Origin of the sequence: Acuticoccus sediminis (assembly GCF_003258595.1) — a bacterium.
Lineage (GTDB): Bacteria > Pseudomonadota > Alphaproteobacteria > Rhizobiales > Amorphaceae > Acuticoccus > Acuticoccus sediminis.
This window is the reverse complement of record NZ_QHHQ01000002.1, coordinates 761,242-783,184: the sequence shown is the minus strand read 5'-3', so window position 1 is coordinate 783,184 and position 21,943 is coordinate 761,242. Positions and strand designations below refer to the sequence as shown.

Below are 21,943 nucleotides of genomic sequence, written 5' to 3'. Positions count from 1 at the left end.
TCCTAGGCGCGGTCGAGGATGGGGGAGATGGCGCGGGCGGCCGCGATGAGGCGCGGCTCGCCGAAGCGCGGCGCGACGATCTGCACGCCGATCGGCAGTCCCGCCGGACCCGTCGCGACCGGGATCGCGAGGAGCGGGACGTGGATGAGCGTCCAGAAGGCGTTCATCACGAAGTCGCCGGTCGAGGTGAGCCCCTTCGGCGCCTCGCCCGGCGAGGCCGGCGCCATGATGATGTCCGGGCCGCCGTCGAACATCGCCTCGAAGCGGCGGCGGGCGTCGGCCGCGGCGTCGTAGGCCTCGCGCAGCGCCTCGGCGGAGATGACGTCCGGGCCGGTGACGCGGCTCGTGAAGTCCGCCGCCAGCTCGTCGCCGCGCTCAAGGACCTCGGCGAGGAAGTGGGACATCCCCTCCCCCAGCATCACCCGCCGGTGCATCTCGGAGAGCTCGGCGAAGCCGTCCGGCAGCGCGACCTCGGTGACGGTGACCCCGGCCGCGGCGAGCCGGTCGCCTGCGATCTTCAGCGTGTCCAGCGCCGACGGCTCGCAGCGGTCGGCGTAGGGCGTCGTGCAGAGGCCGACGGTGAGCGTCGCGGGGTCGGCGACGCTGTCGTCGACCCCGCGCAGGCGGTAGGCGGCGGCCATCATCGCGACGTCCTCCGCGGACCGGCCGTACCAGCCAATGGTGTCGAGGCTCGGCGCGTACTGCCCCGCGCCCGGCCAGGCGACCGAGGCATGGGTCGGCTTCAGCGCGTAGAGGCCGTTGTAGGACGCGGGGCGGATGAGCGAGCCCGCCGTCTGCGTGCCGAAGGCGATGGGCACGTGCCAGTCGCCGACGGCGGCGGCCGACCCGGAGGAGGAACCGCCGGGCGAGTAATCCGGGTTCATCGGATGGCGGGTCAGCGCCTTGCGCCCGCCGGCGGCGAACTCGACCGTGTCGGTCTTGCCGAGGATCACCGCACCGCACGCGCGCACGACGCGCACGCACTCGGCGTCCCGGGCGGGCGCATAGTCCTGATAGAAGGCGCTGTTGAAGGTGGTGGGCATGCCTTCGACGTCGATGACGTCCTTGACGCCGATGGGGATGCCGTGGAGCGGGGTCTTCGGCCCGCCCGTCGCGGCGATTTCCTTGTCGCACTCGCGCGCGGCGGCGATCGCCTCGCGCCGGTCGACGTAGATCCAGGCCTTCACCGCCTCCTCGCGGGCGGCGATGCGCTCCAGACAGGAGCGCGTCAGCGCCTCGGCGGTGAGGCTGCCGTCGGCGATCGCCCGGGAGGCCCCGGCGGCAGATAGCTCAAAAGGCTCCATTGCCGGCAGCCTCAACCCAGCGGCACGCGGAAGACGGGCGCCGGCTCGTCGTCCTTGCGCGGCATGCGCGGGATGGCGGCGCTCGCCTCGGCGACCTTGTCGGCGATCTCGCGCATCCGGTCCAGCATCTCGGGCGTCAGATCCGTGAGGCCGTAGCGGGCCGCGAAGGCGGCGATTTCCTCGGGAGTCCAGGGAGTTGTCATGGATCGAGCTCGGATGTCAGAGGGAAGGACGGACGGCGCGGGTGTTGGCCGCGATCTCGTAGGCGTGGGCGAGGCGGTAGAGCGTGGCCTCGTCGAAATAGCGGCCGACGAACTGGGCGCTGGTCGGCAGGCCCTTGGCGTCGAAGCCGTTGGCGACGGAGATCGCCGGGTGGCCCGAGACGTTGAAGATCGAGGTCGCCGCACCGAAGGTGAAGCGCGTCAGGATCTCCTGGTCGTCGAACGTGGGCGCCGCCAGCAGCGTGCACGGGGCGAGCACGGCGTCGACGGAGCGGATCGCCGCGTCGGTGGCGACCGCCAGCTCGCGGCGGCGGCGCTGGGCGGCGATATAGTCCACCGCGCGCATGTGGAAGCCGGCGATCATCTTGGCCTTCAGCGCCGCGCCCATGAGGTGGTGGCGCTCCATGAAGTCCTTCTCGTGGATCGAGAACGACTCGCCCCAGTTGATGGCCCCGGTGATGAGCCGGTACTCGGAGAGCGTCGCCGGCAGGGTGAGGTCGACGATCGTCGCGCCGAGTTCCCTCAGGACGGGCTCCATGGCGGCGAGATTGGCGGCCGTCTCGGCCTGCATCGGCGGAGCGTCCTCGCCGAGGTCGCGCACGACGCCGATGGTCATGCCCTTGATCCCGGTGCCGATGCCGCGCGCGAAGGGCGGCACGGGACGGTCGAGGGACTGCGGGTCGCGCGGGTCGTAGCCCGCCATGGTCTCGAGGACGATGGCGTTGTCCTCGCTCGTCCAGGTCAGCGGGCCGGCGACGTCGAGCGTCCAGCAGTTGGGCAGGATGCCGGCGCGGCTGACGACGCCGTAGGTCGCCTTCATGCCCTGGACGCCGGCCGCCGCGGCCGGAAGGCGCACCGATCCGCCGGTGTCGGACCCGAGCGCGAACATGGCGCTGCCCGCGGCGACGGAGACGCCCGCGCCGGTGGAGGAGCCGCCGGTGAAGTGGTCCGTGTTCCAGGGGTTGCGGGCGAGCGGGAACGGCAGGTCCGGATGCACCTCGCCGTTGCCGGTGCCGTACTCCCAGGTGTTCAGCTTGCCTAGGAGGATCGCGCCGGCGGCGACGAGATTCTCGATCGTCGTCGCCGTCTCGTCGGCAACGTAGTCGAGCATCAGACGCGAGCCGCCGGTCGTGCGGACCCCCTTCACATGGTAGTTGTCCTTTACCGCGAACGGGATGCCGTGGAGCGGCCCCTTGTAGCGGCCTGCGGCGATCTCCGCCTCGGCGACCTTCGCCGCCGCCATCGCCTCGTCGGCGAGGACGGTGATGTAGGCGTGCAGCCGCTCCTCCGTCGCCTCGATGCGGGCGAGGAAGGCGGAGACCAGCTCCACCGGGGACAGCTTGCGCGCCGCAATGAGACGGGACGCGTCCGCGATCGACAGATGGACGATCTCGGTGGCGTCGACCTTCGAGGACAGATCGTTCACAGGTTCGGCCTCCTCTGCCGGTAGGGGGTGGCCGCCTCGAAGGCGGCGGCGATGGACAGGATGGTCGCTTCGCCGAAGTACGGCCCGGCGATCTGCCAGTGCAGCGGCAGCCCCGCGGCCGTGAAGCCGGTGCACTGCACCAGTGTCGGGTGGGACGAGAGGCTGAAGGGGGTGAGCGCGGTCTCGGCCGTGAAGGCGATCATCTCGGCCTGATCGTCGATGCGCGGGGCGACGTGGCAGGCGCCGTAGGTCACGATCGCATCGAAGGAGGACATCATCGCCTCGATCCCGTCCGCGATGGCACGGCGCTGGCGCTGGGCGGCGATGTAGTCCGCCGCGCGGATCATGGCGCCCTTCAGCAGCTTGTCGCGCAGGCCGTAGCCCATCATCGCGCTCTTGTGGGTCAGCTCGTCCTCGTGGATCGCCGCCGACTCGGCCGGGCCGATGATCGAGGCGACCGCGAACTGGTCCGGGACGGGCACCGGGAAGGCCGTCTCGCGCAGGTCGGCGCCGAGGTCCTTCAGCACGCCGAGACCGGCCTCGAAGGCGGCCGTCATCTCGGGATCCGGCACAAAGCCCGGGCCGACGTCGCGGATGACCCCGATGCGCAGCCCGGCGACGGAGCCCCCCATCGCCGGCGGGCGCACGAACGGCGGCACGGCCGCGCTCGACACGTCCCGCGGATCGTGGCCCGTGACCGCCTCGAGGACGAGGGCGGCGTCGGCGACGGTCCAGGTGAACGGCCCCGGCACGTCCATCGAGTAGCAGTTGGCGATGAGGCCGGCCCGCGGCACCAGCCCGTGCGTCGCACGCACGCCGACGACGCCGCATGCGCTCGCCGGCAGGCGCACCGAGCCGGTGGTGTCGGAGCCGAGCGCGAGCACGGTGGTGCCCGCCGCGACGGCCGACCCCGCCCCGGTGGACGAGCCGCCGGCGAAGCGCGCGGTGTCCCACGGATTGCGCGTCGTCTCGATCGGGAGGTCGAAGTACTCGCCGCCGTTGCCGGTGCCGTACTCCCAGGTGCCGAGCTTGCCCATCAGCACCGCGCCGGCCGCCTTCATCCGCGCGACCGGGGTGGAGTCCACCTCCGGAACGTTGCCTTCCAGCATCCGCGAACCACCGGTCGTCGGCAGACCGGCCGCGTCGTAGTTGTCCTTCACGGCGAACGGAATGCCGTGGAGCGGCCCGCGGTGGCGCCCGGCGGCGATCTCAGCCTCGGCCTCCGCGGCGGCGGCGAGCGCGCCCTCGGCGTCGAGGGTGATGTAGGTGTGGAGGCGCCCGTCCACCTCGTCGATGCGCTTCAGGCACATCGCGACCAGCTCGGTCGGGGACAGGCGGCCGGCCGCGATGTCCCTCGCCGCCTCCGTCGCGGTGGGCGGGAAGACACCTTGCGCCGGCAGGGCGGTCGGGTCGGCGATGCTCATTCTGCGGCCTTCGTGTTTCGGAGGAGCTCGGGATCGGCGGGGGCAATCACGCCGGCCGCGCGCAGCACGTTGAAGGCCGGCGTGACGAGGATGATCACCAGGAGGATGCGGATGACGTGGAAGGCGGTCACGACCGGCACGTTGAAGCCGAGCGCCTGCGCGGTGATCGACATCTCCGTCACGCTGCCGGGCGCGGTGGCGAGGATCATCGTCGGCACCGACTCCTCGTCGAAGAAGTGGATGAGGGTGCCGAGCAGCGCGCAGCCGCCGGTGACGAGGAAGACGTTGCCGATGGCGACGGGCAGGAAGCGGCGCATCCGGCGCATGACGCTGGGTGTGAACTGGGCGCCGAGGAAGACGCCCATGAAAACCTGCGATCCCATCATCATCCAGCGCGGCACGGTCGACAGCCCCGCCTCGGTGAAGCCGAGCAGGATGCCGACGCCGAGCGGGCCGATCAGGAAGGCCGAGTTCACCTTCAGCTTGACGAGCGCGAGGGACGCGGCGAGCGAGACCCCGAGCGTGACGACGAGACCCAGCGGGTGGAAGCCGAGGTCGGGGAAGCTCGTCGTGAAGTCGCCGCGCATGCCGAGGACGGTGAGCGTCGGCGGAATGACGAGGACGATGCAGACGATGCGCAGGAGCTGGCTGATCGCGATCGGCGCCAGCTCCGCGCCCTGGCGCGCTCCGAGGACGCTCATCTCCGCCGGACCGCCCGGGACGGAGCAGAAGAAAGCCGTCGCCCGATCGATCCGCCCCAGACGGGCGAGGAGCAGCGAGGCGAGCGCGCCGATGAGAAGCGTCGCCACGGCGGCGATCAGGATCAGGGGCAGCAGCCGGATCGTCGTCTCGCCCGCCGAAGGCGTGAAGGTGAGGCCGATGCCGGTCAGCAGCACGAGGACACCGCCGTTGCGGCAGACGCGCCGCGTGGTGGTGGGAAAGCCAGAAAGGGTGATGATCGCGGTCACGACGAGCGAGCCGATCATCCAGGCCAGCGGCACGCCGAGTGCGTAGGCCCCGGCCCCTCCCAACGCCCCCAGGATGTGGGTGGCGAGGAAGAGGCCGAACGTCGAGAGGGTCATGCCAAGCTCATTCTCCGAGCGGCGGCGAGGCGCGCCATGCCGCTTCTGCACCATGGATATGGCAGCGTACGGTACGGCCGGCAGGAAGGCTCGTGACATCGGGTTGGTCTTTGGTGCAGAGAGCCCGTGCCTCCTGGCAGCGGGGCGCGAAGGCGCAGCCGGGAGGCAGCGCGGCGAGGTCCGGCGGCGCGCCGGGAATCGAGTCCAGGACCTGCCCGCGCATGCCGGCGTGGACGGTCGAGCGCATCAGGGCGCTGGTGTAGGGGTGCAGCGGTTCCTTGATGATCCGCCCCACGTCCGCCCCCTCGACGAGGCGGCCGGCGTACATTACGCCGACCCGGTCGGCGATCTCGCAGGCGACGCCGATGTCGTGGGTGACGAACACCGTCGCCATGCCGAGTTCCTGCTGCAGCTCGCGCAGCAGGAGGAGGACCTGAATCTGCACGGTGGCGTCGAGCGCGGTCGTCGGCTCGTCGGCGAGCAGCAGCTTGGGGTCGCACGAGAGCGCGAGCGCGATCATCGCGCGCTGCCGCAGACCGCCTGACAGCTCGTGCGGGTAGGCCTTGAGGCGGGCCGGCGCGTTGGGGATCTGCACCAGCTCCAGAAGTTCCAGCGCGCGCTTGCGGGCGGCACCGTCCGAGAGGCCCTTGTGGGCGCGCAGCGTCTCGACGATCTGCTGGCCGATGGTGAAGACCGGGTCGAGAGCGGTCATCGGCTCCTGGAAGATCATCGCCACGGTCGAGCCGCGCAGGCGGCGAAGGTGACGCTCCTTCATGCCGGCGATGTCGTTGCCGTCGACCATCACCTTGCCGGAGATGCGCGCGTTGCCGGGGAGCAGGCGCATCAGCGCCCGCAGGGTGACGCTCTTGCCGGACCCGGACTCGCCGAGCAGGCACAGCACCTCCCCCTTGTCGAGCGTGAAGCTGACGCCGTTGAGGATCGACACGTCGTCGTCGCGGGACACGAAGCGGACGTTGAGGTCCTCGACGGTGACGAGGCGATCCTTCGGCACGGCCGGCGCGTCGGGCGGGGTCTCGGCGCGCTGGCTTGCACCCGGGCTCATCATGGCGGCCATCCTTGCGGTCACGCGGCGGGGGACAGGCTGTGCCCGCCGCCCGGGATGCGGGCGTGGCAGGCGACGGGGTGGGAGGCGCTGCCCGGCAGCGGGGTCAGCTTCGGGGCCACCCTGGCGCACACGTCCTCGGCAAGCGCGCAGCGGGTGCGGAAACGGCAGCCGGACGGCAGGTTCACCGGGTTCGGCGGGTCGCCCGACAGCGGCGGCTCGGTGCGGCGGCGGGCCGGGTCCATCGACGGACGGGAGGACAGGAGCGCCTGCGTGTAGGGATGGCACGGCCGCTCGTAGAGCTCGTCCACGTCGCCGATCTCGACGACCTGGCCGAGGTACATCACCAGCACGCGGTCGGAGATGTACTGCACGACGTTGAGGTCGTGGGAGATGAAGATGTACGTGAGCTCGAACTGCTCCTTGAGGCGGGCCAGCAGGTTCAGGACCTGTGCCTCGACGGACTTGTCGAGCGCCGAGACCGCCTCGTCGAGCACCACCAGTCTCGGCTCCATGGCGAGCGCCCTGGCGATGTTGACGCGCTGGCGCTGGCCGCCGGAGAGCTGATGCGGATAGCGTCGCGCGAACTGCCGCGGATTGAGGCCGACGAGGCCGAGGATCTCCTCCGCCCGGGCCCGCGCGACGGACTTCTTCACCCCGCTCGCCTTCGGGCCGAAGGCGATGGAGTCGACGATCGGCAGGCGCGGGTTGAGCGACGAATAGGAGTCCTGGAAGACCATCTGCATCTGCCGGCGCAGGTCCCGCACGGAGATGCCGCCCGACGAGCCGACCTTGTCGCCGTCGAAGATGATCGACCCTTCGTCGGGGATGATGAGGTGGCTCAGGAGCCGCGCCATCGTGGACTTGCCGCAGCCGGATTCGCCGACGACGCCGAGCGTCTCGCGCTTGGCGACGGTGAAGTTGACGCCGTCGACCGCCTTCACCGTCGAGCGCACGCCGCCGAACGCGCCGCCGCTCTTGATGGGAAAGTGCTTCTTCAGGTCCTCCACGATCAGCATCGGCTGACGCGGGCCGCCGCGATCGGCGACCGGATGCGTGCGCGGCGAGGCCTTCGGGGCGAGGGACAGGGTATCGGTCATCGCCGGGCTCCTATTCCTTGACGTCCATGGCGCCCCGCAACCCGTCGCTCATCAGGTTGAAGCACATGGAGGTGATGAAGATCATGACGCCCGGGATCACCGCCTGCCCCGGCGCGATGTAGATCGACTGGCGCAGCGTGTTGAGCATCAGGCCCCAGTCCGCCTGCGGCGGGCTGACGCCGAGGCCGAGGAAAGAGAGGCCGGAGGCGATGACGATCGAGACCGAGTTGAGGCTCGACGCGTAGATGAACACCGGCCCCATCACGTTGGGCAGCACGTGCACGGCGATGATGCGCCAGGTGGCGGCACCGGTCGCGCGGGCGGCCTCGACATAGTCCTCGGACCGGGCCTGCGTCGTCACGCTCTCGGCGATGCGGCAGATCGGCGGGATGAACACCACCGTCAGCGCGATGAGGACGTTGAGCAGCCCGGCGCCCAGCGCGCCCGAGATCGCCACAGCGAGGAGCACCGACGGGAACGCGTAGAAGACGTCCATCGTGCGCATGATCACCGTGTTGACGAGGCCGCCGAAGAAGCCCGCGGCGAGGCCCAGGACACCGCCGAGCAGGGTGGCGAGCACCACCGGCGTGACCCCGGTGAAGAGCGAGATGCGCCCGCCGTAGATGAGCCGGGCGAGCATGTCGCGGCCGAGCTCGTCCGTCCCGAGCAGGTGGCCGGGCGTCCCGACGGGCTTCAGCCGCGCCATCATGCTGGTCTTGTAGGGGTCGGCCGGGGAGACGAATGGCGCGAAGATCGCCGCCAGCACGATCGCGAGGATCACGCCGAGGCAGATGAGGGTGAGCGGGTCGCGCCGCAGCCTCCGCGCGACCCCGCCCCAGTAGCCGAGCGTCGCGGGGACCGGGGCGGCGGCGCGGGCCGGCGCGATGGTGGTGACGGTGGCGTCGGTCATGATGGCCTTCCGGTCAGCCGCGGCGGATGCGCGGGTCGAAGACGGTCTGCAGGACGTCGACGAGGAGGTTGATGACGACGAAGAACAGCGACAGGACGAGGATCGTCCCCTGCAGCACCGGCAGGTCGCGGGTGAAGATCGCGCTGTTCATCAGGAATCCGGTGCCGGGCCAGGAGAACACCGTCTCGACGAGGATCGAGCCGCCGAGGAGCTGGGCGAACTGCAGGCCGCAGACCGCGAGAACCACGGGCGCGGCGTTCTTGGCGACGTGCAGGAAGACCCGGGAGGGCGAGAGGCCCTTGGCGCGCAGCGTGGAGACGAAGTCCTTCTTGCGCACGTCCGCCACCGTGGCGCGCACGGACCGGGCGATGATGCCGGCCGGGATCACCGAGAGCGTGATGGCGGGAAGCAGGAGATGCTTGAGGTGCGCCCAGTTGAGCGCGAAGTCCGACTGGCCGCCGGGGCCCATGCCCATCGCCGGCAGTACGCCCATGTTCACCGCGAAGATGACGACGAGGACGATGCCGAGCCAGTAGTGCGGCACCGAGACTCCGGTGATGGAGATGGCCGTCACCACCTTGTCCGTCGCGCTCCCCTGCCGGTAGCCGGCGATGGCGCCGAGGATGGTGCCGAACGGAAAGCCGATCAGGACCGCCGCGAAGGCGAGGATCATCGTGTTCTTCACCGCCGGGATGATGTCGCCGAGGACGGGGCGGCGGGACTGGATGGAGAGGCCGAAGTCGCCGGAGGCGACGTTGCCGAGCCAGACGAGGTACTGGATGGGAAGCGGCTTGTCGAAGCCGTACGCGGCGCGGATCTCGGCGACGACTTCGGGCGTCGCGTTGTCGGGGAGCACCGTGGAGAGCGGATCGCCGGGCGCCAGGTGGATCAGCGAGAAGCAGACGATCGTCACGCCGATCGCGATGGGGATCGCCAGGAGCAGGCGGCGGATCACGTAGAGAAGCATCAAGCGCTCCGTCCTATTGGGGTTCGCGCGGGTCGCCCCCTGGCGGCCGGTGCCGCGCCTCGGAGCGGCGCGCGCACCGGAAGGGGCACGGCGGCGGCCGGGAGGGGCCGCCGCCGCCGGGCTCAGTTGTCGACGTAGACGGGCGTCAGGTCCTGGTACCAGTTCTGCGCCTGGACGAAGCCCTTCACGTTCGGGCCGAGGGCGCGCGGGTTGAGGTCGTGCACGACCCAGATCCACATGGCGTCGTCGACCATCTTGGTGTGGATCTCGCCCAGCAGCTTGTCCTGTTCGGCCGGATCGAAGGCAACCTTCGCCTTCTTGGCGAGCTCGTCGATCTCGGGGTTGGAGTAGCCGCCCCAGTTGAAGCCGCGCGGCGGCGTCATGTCGGACGCGGCGGCCTGCAGGATGCCGATGTTCGGGTCCCAGAAGGCCCAGGAGTTGTTGAGGCCGTCGGCGCCCTCGTTCTCCGGCGCCATGGCGCCGGCGCGGCGGCGGGCACGCAGCGCCTCCCACTCGAACACCTCGAACTCGACGTCGAAGCCGACGGCGGTGAGGTTCTCGGCGATGAACTCGTTCATCGGCAGCGGCTGCATCTGGCCCGATCCGGACGTCGAGATCAGCAGCTTGATGTGCAGCGGCTTGTCCGGCCCGTAGCCGGCTTCCTGCATCAGCGAGAGCGCCTGCTCGGGGTCGTAGGTGATGTCGAAGGTCGGGTTCCCGAACCAGGGGTGGCCCTCGGTCACCTGGCCCTTCGCCGGCACGGCGAGGCCGCCGAGGAACTGCGACAGGCTCTCACGGTCGATGGCAAGGTTCGCCGCCTTGCGCACCTTGAGGTCGAGGAACGGCGAGTCCGGCTGGTAGGAGAGCTGGTAGGGCCAGATGTGGGGGTAGACGTTGGTGACGATCTGCATCCCCGAGGACTTCAGCCGCGGCACGGCGTCCGGCGACGGCGCCTCGATGAAGTCGACCTGGCCCGAGAGCAGCGCGGCGACACGGGTCGAGGCGTCGGGCATGCACATCAGGATGACACGGTCGGAGGCCGGAACGCGGTCCGGATCCCAGTAGTTCGGGTTCTTCACGAGCTCGGCACGCTCGCGCGGGACCAGGCGGTCGAGCATGAACGGGCCGGTGCCGGAGGGCTCCTGCGCGAACTTGCCCCAGTCGCCGCCGAGCTTGTCCCACTGTGCGGGGCTCGAATACATGATGCCGGCGATCTGGTAGGGGAACGTGGCGTCCGGCTCCTTGGTGGTGATCGCGACGGTCATGTCGTCGATCTTCTCGTAGGAGGCGATCGCGCCGAACCACTGCGAGGCCTGGGCGGCCTGCGAGGCGTCGTACTGCGGCGACTCCTTGTTCAGCAGCTTCTCGAGGTTCCAGACGACCGCGTCGGCAGTGAAGTCGGAGCCGTCGTGAAACTTGACGCCCTCGCGCAGCTTGAAGGTCCAGACCGTCTGCGTGTCGTCGTCGACGGACCACTCGGTGGCAAGGCCCGGGCGCAGCACCGACGGGACCTCGGACTTGGACAGGTCCCAGTTGATGAGCGCATCGTAGAGGGTGAGGCCGATGAAGCGCGTGCCCTCGCCGCCCTGGTTGGCCTGACCGGTGGTCTGCGGCACGTCGGCGACGGTCATGCCGACGCGCAGCACCTTCTCGTCGTCGGCGAAGGCGGCCGAGAACGGCAGGCTCGCGGCCATGGCGAGGCCCGCGACGCCCGCCATCAGGGTGCGGCGGGTGATGGCGACGACGCGCCCGATCCCTTCGCTGGCCGAGCGGTCAAACACGGTTTTGGTCAAGGTGGTCCTCCTGGTCTCTGCGGCGTTGGGATCACCGGGCTCGGCCCGCACCCCGTCTCGGGCCGCGAGCTTAGAAGTGCCCCCGATTGAATCCAATCCACCGCTCTGCACAAAAATCGACCTCGTCTAGTTTTAAGGCATACAGGGGAGAGAGGGCCGAGTCGTCGCGCGCGCGACGGGCGGGCGCATGGGGTGCCGCACCATGCGTCATTGCCGCATCCTATACTGCAAACAATTGCAGCACTGCTGGCCGCGAATGGGATTGGCTGAAACAGTGACAGAATTCAGGCCACAATCGGGCACCGATTTTCGGCCGCAACGTTCGGCTGCAACGGGCTCGATGCACGCGTCCGACGACTTCGCTTAACGGACCTTTGACAAGAGGCGGTTCGAGGTATTGTACTCATTTCCCGGTTCCGCTCCGCCGGAGCCGTGCGCCGGGCAGCCGCCTTGCGCAGCCCCGCCGCATCAGCCCCGGAGCCCACCCATGAGCGAATCCGCCGAACCCCTCGTCACGCGCGAGGAGTTGACCGTCCTCCTCGCCCACGCCGGCCTCAACCCCGCGCCCGCGCAGTTCGAGGAGATGTTCGCCGCCGTCCAGTACGTGAGGGCGATGAGCGACCGGCTGAAACGCGACTTCACCTTCGCCGACGAACCCGCGCACGCCTTCTCGGCCGCGCGCTTCTAGCCACGCCCCCGCACGGAGCCCAGCATGGACACCTTCCTGAGCGCGGCCGAGGTCGCCGCCCGCTACCGCGACAACAGCCTCTCGCCGGTCGAGTTCACCAAGGCATGCCTCGCCCGGATCGAGGCGCTCGACCCGGTGATCACCAGCTTCATCACGTTGACCCCCGAGCGCGCCCTCGCCGACGCGGCAGCCGCCGAGGCCGACTTCGCGCGCGGCGTCGACCGCGGCCCGATGCAGGGCATCCCCTACGGCCAGAAGGACATCGTCGAGACCGCCGGCATCCGCACCACCGGCCAGTCGAAGAGCCTCGCCGACTACGTCCCGACGACGGACGCCGTGGTCGAGACCAAGCTGCGCCGGGCCGGCGGCGTCCTGCTCGGCAAGACGACCACGTGGGAGTTCGCGCACGGCGGGCCGTCGTGGGACGTCGTCGCGCCGCCGGCCGCCAACCCGTGGAACCCGGCGCACCACCCGGCCGGCTCCTCCTCCGGCACCGGCGCGGCGATCGCGGCCGGCTTCATGCCCGTCGGCATCGGCACCGACACCGGCGGCTCGATCCGCATGCCTGCGGCCGCCTGCGGCACCGCCGGCATCAAGGCGACCTACGGGCGCGTCAGCCGACGCGGCGTCTTCCCCAACAGCTTCAGCCACGACCACGTCGGCCCGCTCGCGTGGACCTCGATGGATGCGGCGATGATGCTGTCCGTCATCGCCGGCTTCGACCCGCTCGACCCCGGCTGCGCGGACGAGCCGGTCCTGCCCTACCACGAGATGCTGGGCGGCGACCTCACCGGCGTGCGGATCGGCGTGCCGTGGCACTGGCTGGACGAGGCGGGCACCCCCGACGCGAGCCGCGCCGCCTTCGAGGAGGCGCTCGCGGTGCTCGCCGAGGCCGGCGCCACGATCGTGCCGATCACGCTGCCGACGCTGCAGGACTTCTCCGACGCCAAGAAGGTGGTCGCGATGTCCGAGCTCTACTCGATCCACCGCAAGACGCTGATCGAGACGCCGGAGCTGCTGGGCGAGAGCCTGCGCTACCGCATCCAGTGCGGCGCCCTGATCCGCGCCGAGGACTACGTGCAGGCAACGCGCTGGCGCACGCTGCTGACGCGGGCGACGCAGTCGGTCTTCGCGACGGTCGACTTCATCCTGACCCCGACGGCAGAGCCGGCCGGCAAGCTGGAGCCGACGCCGCACGAATGGCTCTTCACCCACAAGTCCTTCACGACGCCGTTCAACACCACGGGCAATCCCGCGCTCTCGGTCTGCAACGGCTTCAACGAGGCGGGCCTGCCATACTCGCTGCAGATCGTCGGGCGCAATTTCGACGAGGCGGGCACACTCAAGGTCGGCCACGTCTATGAAACCCTGACCGCCTGGCGCAAAGAACGGCCGAAGCTGGAGAGCTTCGTCACCGCCGAGGCGGCCTGACCCAACCCAACGGCCGGTCGGGATTGTCCCGTCCGGCCCCCTCCAACGGACGAGACCTTTGTTTTCAGACTGGATGTGGGTGATCTTCACCCTGATCGCCGCGGCCTCTCAGACCGCACGCAATTCGATGCAGAAGGAGCTGACCACGACCCTCGGGACGGTCGGCGCCACCCACGTCCGGTTCCTTTACGGGCTTCCCTTCGCCCTCCTCTTCCTTTTCGTAATCTCGCTCGTCGAAGGCACGCCACCGTCGATCCTCGACGCGAACTACCTCCTGTGGACGGCCACCGGCGGCATGACGCAGGTCCTCGCCACCGGCCTGATGCTGGCCGCGATGCGCATGCGCTCCTTCGTGGTGACGATCACGTACACCAAGATCGAGCCGGTCTTCGTGCTGCTGTTCGCGGCGATCTTCCTGCGCGATCTGCCGACGCACCTCGCCGCGGCCGGCGTCTTCGTCGCGACTGCGGGCGTCGTCATCATGTCGTGGCCGGCGAAGGGCGCCGCGTTCGGCGCGATGACGAGCACGGCGATGGGCCTCGGCTCCGGCGCGCTCTTCGCGCTGTCGGCGGTGTTCTACCGCGGCGGCATCCTCGACCTGCCGGAGGGGAGCTTCGTCCTCAACGCCTCGACGACGCTCTCCGTCGCGCTGGCGGTGCAGTCGATCGCGATCACGATCTACCTGCTGGTGTTCGACCGGAAGGTGCTGGTGGCGCTCATCGCCTCCTGGCGGGCCTCGGCGCCGGCGGGTTTCTTCGGCGCCTTCGCCTCACAGTTCTGGTTTCTCGCGTTCGCCGTGCAGAGCGCATCGCTGGTGCGGGCGCTGGCGCTGGTGGAGATCGTCTTCGCGCAGGTCGTCTCGCGGCGCATCTTCCGGCAGTCGACGACCGCGAAGGAGTTCGCCGGGATGGGCCTCATCATCGTCGGCGTCCTGGTGATCCTCTTCGGCTCCACCCGGTAGGACCCAGTGCCGGACCGGGCGCGGCAAGGCGCCGCCTCTTGAATCGACCTGCCATCTGCCACAATATTAGCGGCGAATGGCAGGTGATGACCATGGCGAACAAACCGACCCCGACACGGTCGCCGGCGAAGGCATCGTCCTCGAGCCGGCGCTCCGGCAAGCCCCCCGCCGGCCTCGGCGACAACGCGGCCGCCGTCGCCGGCCTGACGCGGCCGACGACGGCCGCGAAGGGTGCCGGCCCCAAGGCGGCCAAGGTGAAGGCGCCGGTTCAGTCGCGGGCGGCGCCCGCGCCGGCCAAGGCGTCGCGCACGATGCAACCCTTCTCCTATGCCGAAATCAAGAACGGCGTCAGCGGCGACCGCCTCGCCGAGGCGTTCAGGGCCGGGCGGCTGCGCCGGTCGGACGTCGAGATGGTGATCCCGGCGCGAACGCTCGCCCGGCGCCTCAACGAGGGGCAGGACCTGCGCCTCGCCGAGGCGGACGCGGTGGTGCGCCTCGCCCGTGTACGCGCCCACGCGGAGGAGGCGTTCGGCGATGCGGACCTCGCCGACACGTGGCTCACCGCCGGCAACCCCGAACTGGGCGGCGAGCGCCCGATCGACATGGCCCGCACCGACATCGGCGCGCGCGAGGTCGAGGCGGTTCTGACGCGCTTCGAGCATGGCGTCTTCGGTTGAGGGGAGCGTCTGGCGGCTGACCCGCCCGGCGTACGCTCCCGGGCTCGACGGCAAGGGGGCGAAGCTGGTGGGCGGCCGCTGGAACAGCCCGGGTTCGGCCGTGGTCTACTGCGGCTCGAGCCTCGCCCTCTGCGTTCTCGAGACCTTCGTCCACCTCCCGCCGATGATGCGGACGGTCGCGGCCCTCCCCCCGATGGCCGCGATCGAGATCGCGCTCCCGGCCGCCGCGGCGACCATCGCGGCCGAGTCGCTCGGGGCCTTCGACCCGAACGACGAGGCGGCGTGCCGCGCGCTCGGCGACGCATGGATCGCAGACGGCGCCTCGCTTGCGCTGTCGGTCCCGTCCGCCGTGGTGCCGCAGGAGCGCAACCTGATCCTCAACGTCGCTCACGCCGACATGGCCGCCGTCACCGTCCTCACGGACGCGCCGTACTCCTTCGACACCCGCCTCGCGACTCCGCTGGCCTGACCACGGGCCGCTCGGCGGAGCCGAAGCCGACCGCTCGAGCCCGCAGGCGGGTCCTAGACCTGCCGCGTCAGCGTGATCTCGTAGCTGAAGGCGGAGGACGGCAGCATGCTGATGGCGACGAGCGAGCAGCGGTCCTGCATGTCGATGTAGCGGCGGGTGAGCTTCAGGGCGCTCTCGCCAGGCGCAGCGTCGAGGATCCCGGCGAGCTCGTCCGTGAGGTTCGTCGCGACGATGGTCTGGCGGATCTCCTTGGTGATCACGCCGTGGCGCTTCTCCAGCAGCGTGTAGACGAGGCCGCCGTAGGTCGGCACCTCCTCGGCGATGTCGCCGTATTCCTTGGCGATGTAGACGTCGGTCCAGGAGACCGGCCGGGGCCGGCCCTCGACGTGCCGCGTCTGGCCGACGCGGATCCAACGCCGGCCGGGGCGGTTGTCGAGCTCGCAGGCGAAGTCCTCGTCCGCGATCATCGGCTCGATCAGGTGGACCTCGCGCACGGTCGGGCCTGCGAAGTTCATCAGGTCGCCGGCGGCGCGCATCGAATGCACGTAGACCGGGGCGACTTCGGTCGCCGTCACCCGCGTCGCCGCGCCCTGGTGGCGGTGCACGAGCCCCAGCGCCTGGAGCTGGGAGAGCGCTGTGCGCACGGTCGCCCGGCTGACATTGAACTGCCGGCACAACTCCGCCTCGGGCGGAAGCGCGTCACCGATGGCGTAGGCGCCGCGCTGGAATGCCTCGATCATGTCCTGTGCGACCTGGTCCGACCGTCTCATCGCGCGCTCCGCCCTCCCCGTCCGCCGTTCCGTTCTTCTGTCTTGACATAGCATCTTCTCCGCCTCTAGCGTCCAGACAAGATAACTTGTTCGGATAAGTTGGCAAACACGCCAGCGACAGGGCCCTGGGAGGGGACATGGAGAGCACGCGCCACGCCTCTGATGGACGTGTCCCGGATGGACGCGGCCCGGGGGCGAATCCCGGGTTCGAGGAAGCGTCGGCCTCGGCCGTCGAGCGGGCGAGCCACTTCGATTCGGAGGGCGACGACCGCCAGCTCGGGCGGACGGCGACGCGGATCATCGTGGTCGCCTCCTGCCTCTACGCCCTCTTCCACCTGGCGGTGCTGAACTTCTGGGCCATCGACGAGTGGATGTACCGCGTCCTGCACGTCAATCTCGGCGCGATCATCGCGTTCGTCACGCTGCGCGGCTTCCCGTTCGAGAAGATCAACCGGGTCTATCCCTGGGACATCCTGCTGGCGCTGGCGGCGCTGGGGTGCACGATCTACGTCGGCATGAACCTCAACATGCTGCTGATGCGGGCCGGGGTGATCACGACGCCCGGCGACTTCGCGTGCGGGGTGATCGGCACGATCGTCGTCCTGGAGTTCACGCGGCGCACCTCGGGCCTCGTGCTGCCGCTCATCGCGCTGGCCTTCATCTCCTACATCTTCCTCGGACCGGTGCTGCCGGGGATCCTGCGCCACTCCGGCTTCCAGACGGCGAACGCCTTCTCGTTCCTCTACAGCCAGGACGCGATCTTCGGCCTGACGGTGGCGGCGTCCTCGCGCTACATCATCATCTTCGTGGCGTTCGCGGTCTTCCTGCAGGCATCCGGCGTCGGCGACTACTTCATGCGCGTCGCGATGGCCTGCTTCGGGTGGATGCGCGGCGGACCGGGCAAGGTGTCGGTCTTCTCCGGGCTCTTCTTCGGGACGATCTCGGGCTCGGCGGTCGCCAACGTGGTCGCGTCGGGCACGTTCACGATCCCGCTGATGCGCCGCCTCGGCTACCCGAAGGAGGATGCGGGAGCGATCGAGGCGACGTCGTCTTCCGGCGGGCAGCTCGTGCCGCCGGTGATGGGCGCGGGCGCGTTCATCATGGCCGAGATCACCGGCATTCCCTACGCCGAGATCATCCTCGCGGCCGCCCTTCCCTGCCTCCTATTCTACGCCGCGGTGTTCGTGAACGTGGACAAGCACGCGCAGCGGCTCGGCCTCCACGGCGTGAAGCGGGCGGACCTGCCGCGCTTCTCCTCGCTGAAAGGCGACGTCTTCCTGCTGCTGCCGCTCTACGTGCTCCTCTACCTGCTCCTCACCGGCTACTCGATCATCGCCGCCGGAACCTGGGGCCTCGTATCGACCGTGCTGGTGATGCTGGCGCGGGAGCTGAAGCTGCACTCGACGGTGCTCGTCCTGCCGCTGATCCTCTATACGCTGGCGCCGTTCGCCGGGTACGCCATCAACGTGGCGAGCCTCGGGGCCAGCCTCGTCAGCGCGGCGGTGATCGTCGCGGTGGCGCTGGCCACGGGCCGCGGTTCGTGGAGCGTCGCGCCGGTCCTGGCGCGGACCTGCCTCGACGGGCTGTCGGACACGACGCGCAAGTCGCTTCAGCTCATCTCGGTGATGGCGTGCGCGGGCATCGTCGTCGGCGTCCTGGGCCTCACCGGGCTCAGCGGCCGCTTCTCCTCGGTGCTGCTCGACATCGCCGGCGACAGCACGCTCGTCGCCTTCATCCTGGCGATGGTCGTCTCGATCATCCTCGGCATGGGGATGCCGACGACCGCCGCGTACGCCATCGCCGCCTCGGTGGTGGCGCCGGCGCTGCAGCAGATGGGCGTCGCCCCACTCGCCGCGCACATGTTCGTCTTCTACTGCGCGGTGATCTCGGCGATCACGCCGCCGGTGGCGATCGCGGCCTTCGCGGCGTCGGCACTGTCGGGCGGCAAGCCCTGGGCCACGTCCGTCCGGGCGATGCGGTTCGGCATGGCCGCGTTCCTGCTGCCCTTCATGTTCTACACGAGCCCCGAGATCCTGCTCCTCGGCAGCGTCGGCAGCACGGTGTTCGTGTTCGCGACCGCGCTCGTCGCCGTCTACCTCTTCGCGACGGCGAGCGAGGCCTATCTCTTCGGCCCGATCGGACCGCTGGAGCGCCTCGTCGCGCTGACCGCCGGCATCCTGCTCCTGTGGGCCAACCTCGCCTCGGACGTGGCCGGCCTCGCACTCGCGGCCGCGCTCTTCGCCTGGTGCCGCTATCGCGGCGGCGCCACGCGCCTCGCCTGACAACACCCCATAACCAAAACGGGAGGATCCAAATGACCACCTTGAAACGCCACCTGACGGCCGGCGCAGCGGCCGCCGCGCTCCTCGCGCTGATCGCCCCGGCGAGCGCGCAGGACATGCCGAGCTCGATGACCATCGCGACCGCCGCGCCCGGCGGCGTCTACGCGGTCTACGGCGAGGGGCTCGCCAAGATCATCACCGAGGAGGTCGGCATCCCGACCTCGACCCGCCAGACGCAGGGGCCGCCGCAGAACCTCATCCTCCTCAACGGCGGCCAGACCGAGATCGCGATGACGACCTCGGGTCCGGCCTACGAGTCCATGACCGGCGAGTCCGAGCTTGCGCCAGGTATGAAGTACGAGGGCATGCGCGCCCTCTTCGCGATGTACCCGACGCCGTTCCAGATGATCGCGCTGAAGTCGAGCGGGATCACCTCGCTCGAGGGCCTCGACGGCAAGCGCGTCGGCTCCGGACCGCGCGCCGGGACGGGCGGCACCTACTGGGTGCGATGGCTCGATTCCATGGGAATCGACGCGAACCTGCAGTACGGCAGCGCCAGCGACCAGTCGAGCCAGCTCGCCGACGGTCGCCTCGACGCGTTCATCCTCGCCGGCGGCATCCCGCACCCCTCCTTCTCCGAGCTGGAGACGACGCAGGACGTGACCATCTTCGGGATGGATACCGCGACGCGCGACAAGATCCTCGAGGCCAACCCCTCGGCGGTCGCCTTCACGATCCCGGCGAGCACGTACAAGTCCGTCGACACGCCGCTCGAGACGGCGGCGATGTGGAACTTCGTCGTGGTCGACGAGACCATGCCGGAGGAACTCGCCTACAAGATCACCAAGGCGGTGCTGGAGAACAATCCGAAGCTGAAGGCGACCCACGCGGCGGCGAAGGACACCGTCGCCGAGAACATCTCCAACGACACCTTCATCCCGCTGCATCCCGGCGCGGCGCGGTACTACGAGGAGATCGGCATCGCCATCCCCGACGCCATCAAGCCGGCGGACTAAGGCCGGGGCATGCAACTCGCAACGATCGCCGAGGGCCTGATTTCGGCCACGCCCGGATATCGCGAGACGACGGCGCGGTTCGACGACCCCTCGACGGTCGAGGCGTACCTGACCTTCGAGCGCGCCCTGGCACGGGTGCAGGGCGCGCTCGGCATCATCCCGGCCGACGCGGCGGCCACCGTCGTCGAGGTCTGCCGGCTGGAGAACGTCGACCTCGACGGGCTGCGGGCCGGCACGGCGCGGGTCGGCTACGTCATCGTTCCGCTGGTCGCGATGCTCGCGGAGAAGGCCGGCCCGCACGGCGAATGGCTGCACTACGGCACCACCACGCAGGACGTGATGGACACCGGCCTCGCCCTCCAGCTCCGCGACGCGGCGCCCGGTCTCCTGGGCACCCTCGGCGAGGTCTGCCAGCTGCTGGCGAGCCTTGCCGAGGCGCATCGGCGGACGCCGATGGCGGGCCGGTCCAAGCTCCAGCACGCGGCGCCGATCAGCTTCGGCTACCGCTGCGCGGTGTGGCTCGACCAGATCCACCGCCGCGCCGAGCGGCTGGCGGACGCGCTGGAGGGCGCGGCGACGCTGCAGTACGGCGGCGCCGTCGGCACCCTCGCCGCGCTCGGTGCGGACGGCATCGCGGTGCGCGAGGGCCTCGCGCGCGAGCTCGGCCTCGCCGAGCCGGAGATCACCTGGCACGTCAGCCGCGACCGGTTCGCCGACGCCACACATGCCTTCGCCGCGGCGACAGCCGCGCTCGCCAAGATGGCGGGGGACATCACCTTCCTGATGGCCACCGAAGTGGCGGAGCTGCGCGAGCCCTACTCCAACGGCCGCGGCAGTTCCTCGACCATGCCGCAGAAGCGCAACCCGGTCATTTCCGAGGCCATCATCGAAGCCGCGCGGCGCACGCGCCTGCTCCCCGCCGCGCTCCTCGAGGCGATGACGCAGGACCAGGACCGCGGCATCGCCACGGCGTACCTCGAACGCGGCGCGATCGTGGACGCGGCGCGGCTGACGGCGGGCGCCGCGTCGCTCGCGGTCGAGCTGGTCGGCGGACTGGAGGTGGACGTCGCGCGGATGCGGGCCAACCTCGGCGCCACCGGCGGTCTCATCCACGCGGAGGCGGCGATGATGGCGCTGTCGGCTGAGCACGGCCGCGTCGCCGCCCACACGCTCCTCCATGCCCTGTGCCACGAGGCGAGCGTCCAGCATCGCGATCTCGCCGAGGTCGCCGCCGCGAAGGGCTATGCGCTGGCGCCGGAGATCTTCGACCCCGGCGCCGGCCTCGGCAGCCAGGACGCGATGATCGACGCCGTCCTGGCGCGGACCCGTCCGCCGGCCAACGGCAGCGCCGCGACCGGCGCCGTCACTCGGCCTTGAGGGGCCGGGCGAGGAGCGCCGCCGCGGCCTCCGGCACCGAGACCTCGCCGCGCGTCACGGCGGCCACCATCGCGGTGAGTGGCATCGGCACGTTCCGCTTCGCCGCGAGCCGCTCCACCGCCTGCGCGGTCGCCACGCCCTCGATGGTCATCCCCTCCGGCAGCGGCTCGCCCCGGCCGAGCGCGAGGCCCGCCCGGTAGTTTCGCGACTTCTCGGACGTCGCCGTGAGCGTCAGGTCGCCGAGACCGGAGAGGCCGCGCAGCGTGTCCGGGTCGGCGGCGGTCGTCTCGGCGAAGCGCAGCATCTCGGCGAAGCCGCGCGTGATGATCGCCGCCCGCGCGCTCTCGCCGAAGCCGGCACCCATGGTGATGCCGGCGGCGAGCGCCACCACGTTCTTCAGCGCCCCGCCGAGCTCCGCCCCGGCCATGTCGCGGCTCAGGTAGAGCCGAAGCACCGGCGTCGAGAGCTGGTGCTGCAGCGCGGGACCCGCCTCGGCATCGGCGCAGGCGAGCGTGAGGGCGGTCGGCAGGAGGTGCCCGATGTCGCTGGCAAAGCTCGGCCCGGTGAGGACCGCCGGGATCGCGCCGGGGCAGGCCGCGGCGATGACGCCCGTGGGGCCGAGGCCGCTCGCGAGGTCGACGCCCTTGCAGCAGGCGACCAGCGCGCTCCCCTCCGCCGGATGCGCCTGCGCCAGAAGACCCGCCAGGGACTGCATCGGCACCGTGAGGAGGACCGTGCGGGCCGAGGCGAGCGCGGCGGGCAGGTCCGCGGTGACGACGAGGTTGGCCGGGAAGGCCGCGCCCGGGAGGCGGCGGGCGTTGCACCGCTCGGCGTTCATGATGCGCACGGCCTCCGGGTCGCGCGCCCAGAGGGTCACGCGGTTGCCGTGGTGCGAGAGCGCGATGGCGAGCGCGGTGCCGAAGGCGCCCGCCCCGAGGATGGCGATATCACTCATGCCGCCTTTCTAATGCCGTTTGCGCCG

Annotated in this window: 20 protein-coding genes; 8 read left to right on the top strand and 12 right to left on the bottom strand. The window is 70.4% G+C overall.

What is annotated here, in order from left to right:
- Window positions 1-2 precede the first annotated feature (2 nt).
- The 10 genes from DLJ53_RS11515 to DLJ53_RS11470 form a co-directional block, all read right to left on the bottom strand.
- Window positions 3-1,304 carry an amidase gene (locus DLJ53_RS11515; RefSeq protein WP_111345268.1) on the bottom strand — a complete coding sequence of 434 codons (1,302 nt, stop codon included), beginning with the start codon at window positions 1,302-1,304 and terminating at the stop codon, window positions 3-5.
- An 11-nt stretch (window positions 1,305-1,315) separates the two neighbouring features.
- Window positions 1,316-1,507, bottom strand: a complete 192-nt coding sequence (locus tag DLJ53_RS11510; protein WP_111345266.1) for a hypothetical protein — start codon at window positions 1,505-1,507, stop codon at window positions 1,316-1,318.
- A 16-nt stretch (window positions 1,508-1,523) separates the two neighbouring features.
- On the bottom strand, window positions 1,524-2,951 hold the full coding sequence (locus tag DLJ53_RS11505) for an amidase (RefSeq protein ID WP_162409142.1): 1,428 nt from the start codon (window positions 2,949-2,951) through the stop codon (window positions 1,524-1,526).
- Window positions 2,948-4,375 (bottom strand): amidase, encoded by a 1,428-nt coding sequence (locus DLJ53_RS11500; RefSeq protein WP_111345263.1) that lies wholly within the window; start codon window positions 4,373-4,375, stop codon window positions 2,948-2,950. Before DLJ53_RS11500 ends, DLJ53_RS11505 begins: the two co-directional genes overlap by 4 nt.
- Window positions 4,372-5,457, bottom strand: coding sequence for an AbrB family transcriptional regulator (locus tag DLJ53_RS11495; protein WP_162409140.1), 1,086 nt, complete (start codon window positions 5,455-5,457; stop codon window positions 4,372-4,374). The genes DLJ53_RS11500 and DLJ53_RS11495 overlap by 4 nt, the downstream gene beginning before the upstream one ends.
- Before the next feature lie 7 nt (window positions 5,458-5,464).
- Window positions 5,465-6,523, bottom strand: coding sequence for an ABC transporter ATP-binding protein (locus DLJ53_RS11490; RefSeq protein ID WP_226575856.1), 1,059 nt, complete (start codon window positions 6,521-6,523; stop codon window positions 5,465-5,467).
- A 17-nt stretch (window positions 6,524-6,540) separates the two neighbouring features.
- Window positions 6,541-7,620: an ABC transporter ATP-binding protein gene (locus DLJ53_RS11485; RefSeq protein ID WP_111345260.1), complete on the bottom strand. Its 1,080-nt coding sequence runs from the start codon at window positions 7,618-7,620 to the stop codon at window positions 6,541-6,543.
- Between the two features lie 10 nt (window positions 7,621-7,630).
- Window positions 7,631-8,530, bottom strand: coding sequence for an ABC transporter permease (locus DLJ53_RS11480; protein ID WP_111345259.1), 900 nt, complete (start codon window positions 8,528-8,530; stop codon window positions 7,631-7,633).
- 13 nt (window positions 8,531-8,543) lie between these two features.
- Window positions 8,544-9,497, bottom strand: coding sequence for an ABC transporter permease (locus tag DLJ53_RS11475; protein WP_111346259.1), 954 nt, complete (start codon window positions 9,495-9,497; stop codon window positions 8,544-8,546).
- A 122-nt stretch (window positions 9,498-9,619) separates the two neighbouring features.
- A complete protein-coding gene (locus DLJ53_RS11470; RefSeq protein ID WP_111346257.1) occupies window positions 9,620-11,215 on the bottom strand; it encodes an ABC transporter substrate-binding protein in 1,596 nt (531 codons plus the stop codon).
- 562 nt (window positions 11,216-11,777) lie between these two features.
- Between DLJ53_RS11470 and DLJ53_RS11465 the strand changes: the two genes are divergently transcribed.
- The 5 genes from DLJ53_RS11465 to DLJ53_RS11445 all read left to right on the top strand — a co-directional run bounded on the left by DLJ53_RS11465 (window position 11,778) and on the right by DLJ53_RS11445 (window position 15,516).
- The gene (locus DLJ53_RS11465; protein ID WP_111345257.1) at window positions 11,778-11,978 is read left to right on the top strand and encodes a hypothetical protein; all 201 of its coding nucleotides are present in this window, start codon (window positions 11,778-11,780) and stop codon (window positions 11,976-11,978) included.
- Between the two features lie 24 nt (window positions 11,979-12,002).
- On the top strand, window positions 12,003-13,409 hold the full coding sequence (locus DLJ53_RS11460; protein WP_111345256.1) for an amidase: 1,407 nt from the start codon (window positions 12,003-12,005) through the stop codon (window positions 13,407-13,409).
- A gap of 58 nt (window positions 13,410-13,467) precedes the next feature.
- The gene (locus DLJ53_RS11455) at window positions 13,468-14,370 is read left to right on the top strand and encodes a DMT family transporter (RefSeq protein ID WP_111345254.1); all 903 of its coding nucleotides are present in this window, start codon (window positions 13,468-13,470) and stop codon (window positions 14,368-14,370) included.
- Between the two features lie 92 nt (window positions 14,371-14,462).
- A complete protein-coding gene (locus DLJ53_RS11450) occupies window positions 14,463-15,047 on the top strand; it encodes an antitoxin Xre/MbcA/ParS toxin-binding domain-containing protein (RefSeq protein WP_162409138.1) in 585 nt (194 codons plus the stop codon).
- On the top strand, window positions 15,031-15,516 hold the full coding sequence (locus DLJ53_RS11445) for an RES family NAD+ phosphorylase (RefSeq protein ID WP_111345251.1): 486 nt from the start codon (window positions 15,031-15,033) through the stop codon (window positions 15,514-15,516). The genes DLJ53_RS11450 and DLJ53_RS11445 overlap by 17 nt, the downstream gene beginning before the upstream one ends.
- Window positions 15,517-15,569: 53 nt before the next feature.
- Here the strand turns inward: DLJ53_RS11445 and DLJ53_RS11440 are convergent, their stop codons facing one another.
- Complete coding sequence (locus DLJ53_RS11440) at window positions 15,570-16,286, bottom strand: GntR family transcriptional regulator (RefSeq protein ID WP_162409136.1); 717 nt, start codon at window positions 16,284-16,286, stop codon at window positions 15,570-15,572.
- Between the two features lie 137 nt (window positions 16,287-16,423).
- Here DLJ53_RS11440 and DLJ53_RS11435 point away from each other — a divergent pair, with 137 nt between their 5' ends.
- The 3 genes from DLJ53_RS11435 to DLJ53_RS11425 are packed head-to-tail and all read left to right on the top strand — an operon-like array spanning window position 16,424 to window position 20,961.
- Window positions 16,424-18,568 (top strand): TRAP transporter permease, encoded by a 2,145-nt coding sequence (locus DLJ53_RS11435; RefSeq protein WP_111345247.1) that lies wholly within the window; start codon window positions 16,424-16,426, stop codon window positions 18,566-18,568.
- Between the two features lie 32 nt (window positions 18,569-18,600).
- Window positions 18,601-19,584, top strand: a complete 984-nt coding sequence (locus tag DLJ53_RS11430) for a TAXI family TRAP transporter solute-binding subunit (protein WP_111345245.1) — start codon at window positions 18,601-18,603, stop codon at window positions 19,582-19,584.
- Window positions 19,585-19,593: 9 nt separating this feature from the next.
- A complete protein-coding gene (locus tag DLJ53_RS11425; RefSeq protein WP_111345244.1) occupies window positions 19,594-20,961 on the top strand; it encodes a class-II fumarase/aspartase family protein in 1,368 nt (455 codons plus the stop codon).
- Here DLJ53_RS11425 and DLJ53_RS11420 read toward each other — a convergent pair.
- Window positions 20,948-21,916 (bottom strand): NAD(P)H-dependent glycerol-3-phosphate dehydrogenase, encoded by a 969-nt coding sequence (locus DLJ53_RS11420; protein WP_111345242.1) that lies wholly within the window; start codon window positions 21,914-21,916, stop codon window positions 20,948-20,950. The two genes, DLJ53_RS11425 and DLJ53_RS11420, sit on opposite strands and share 14 nt — an antisense overlap.
- Window positions 21,917-21,943: the final 27 nt, after the last annotated feature.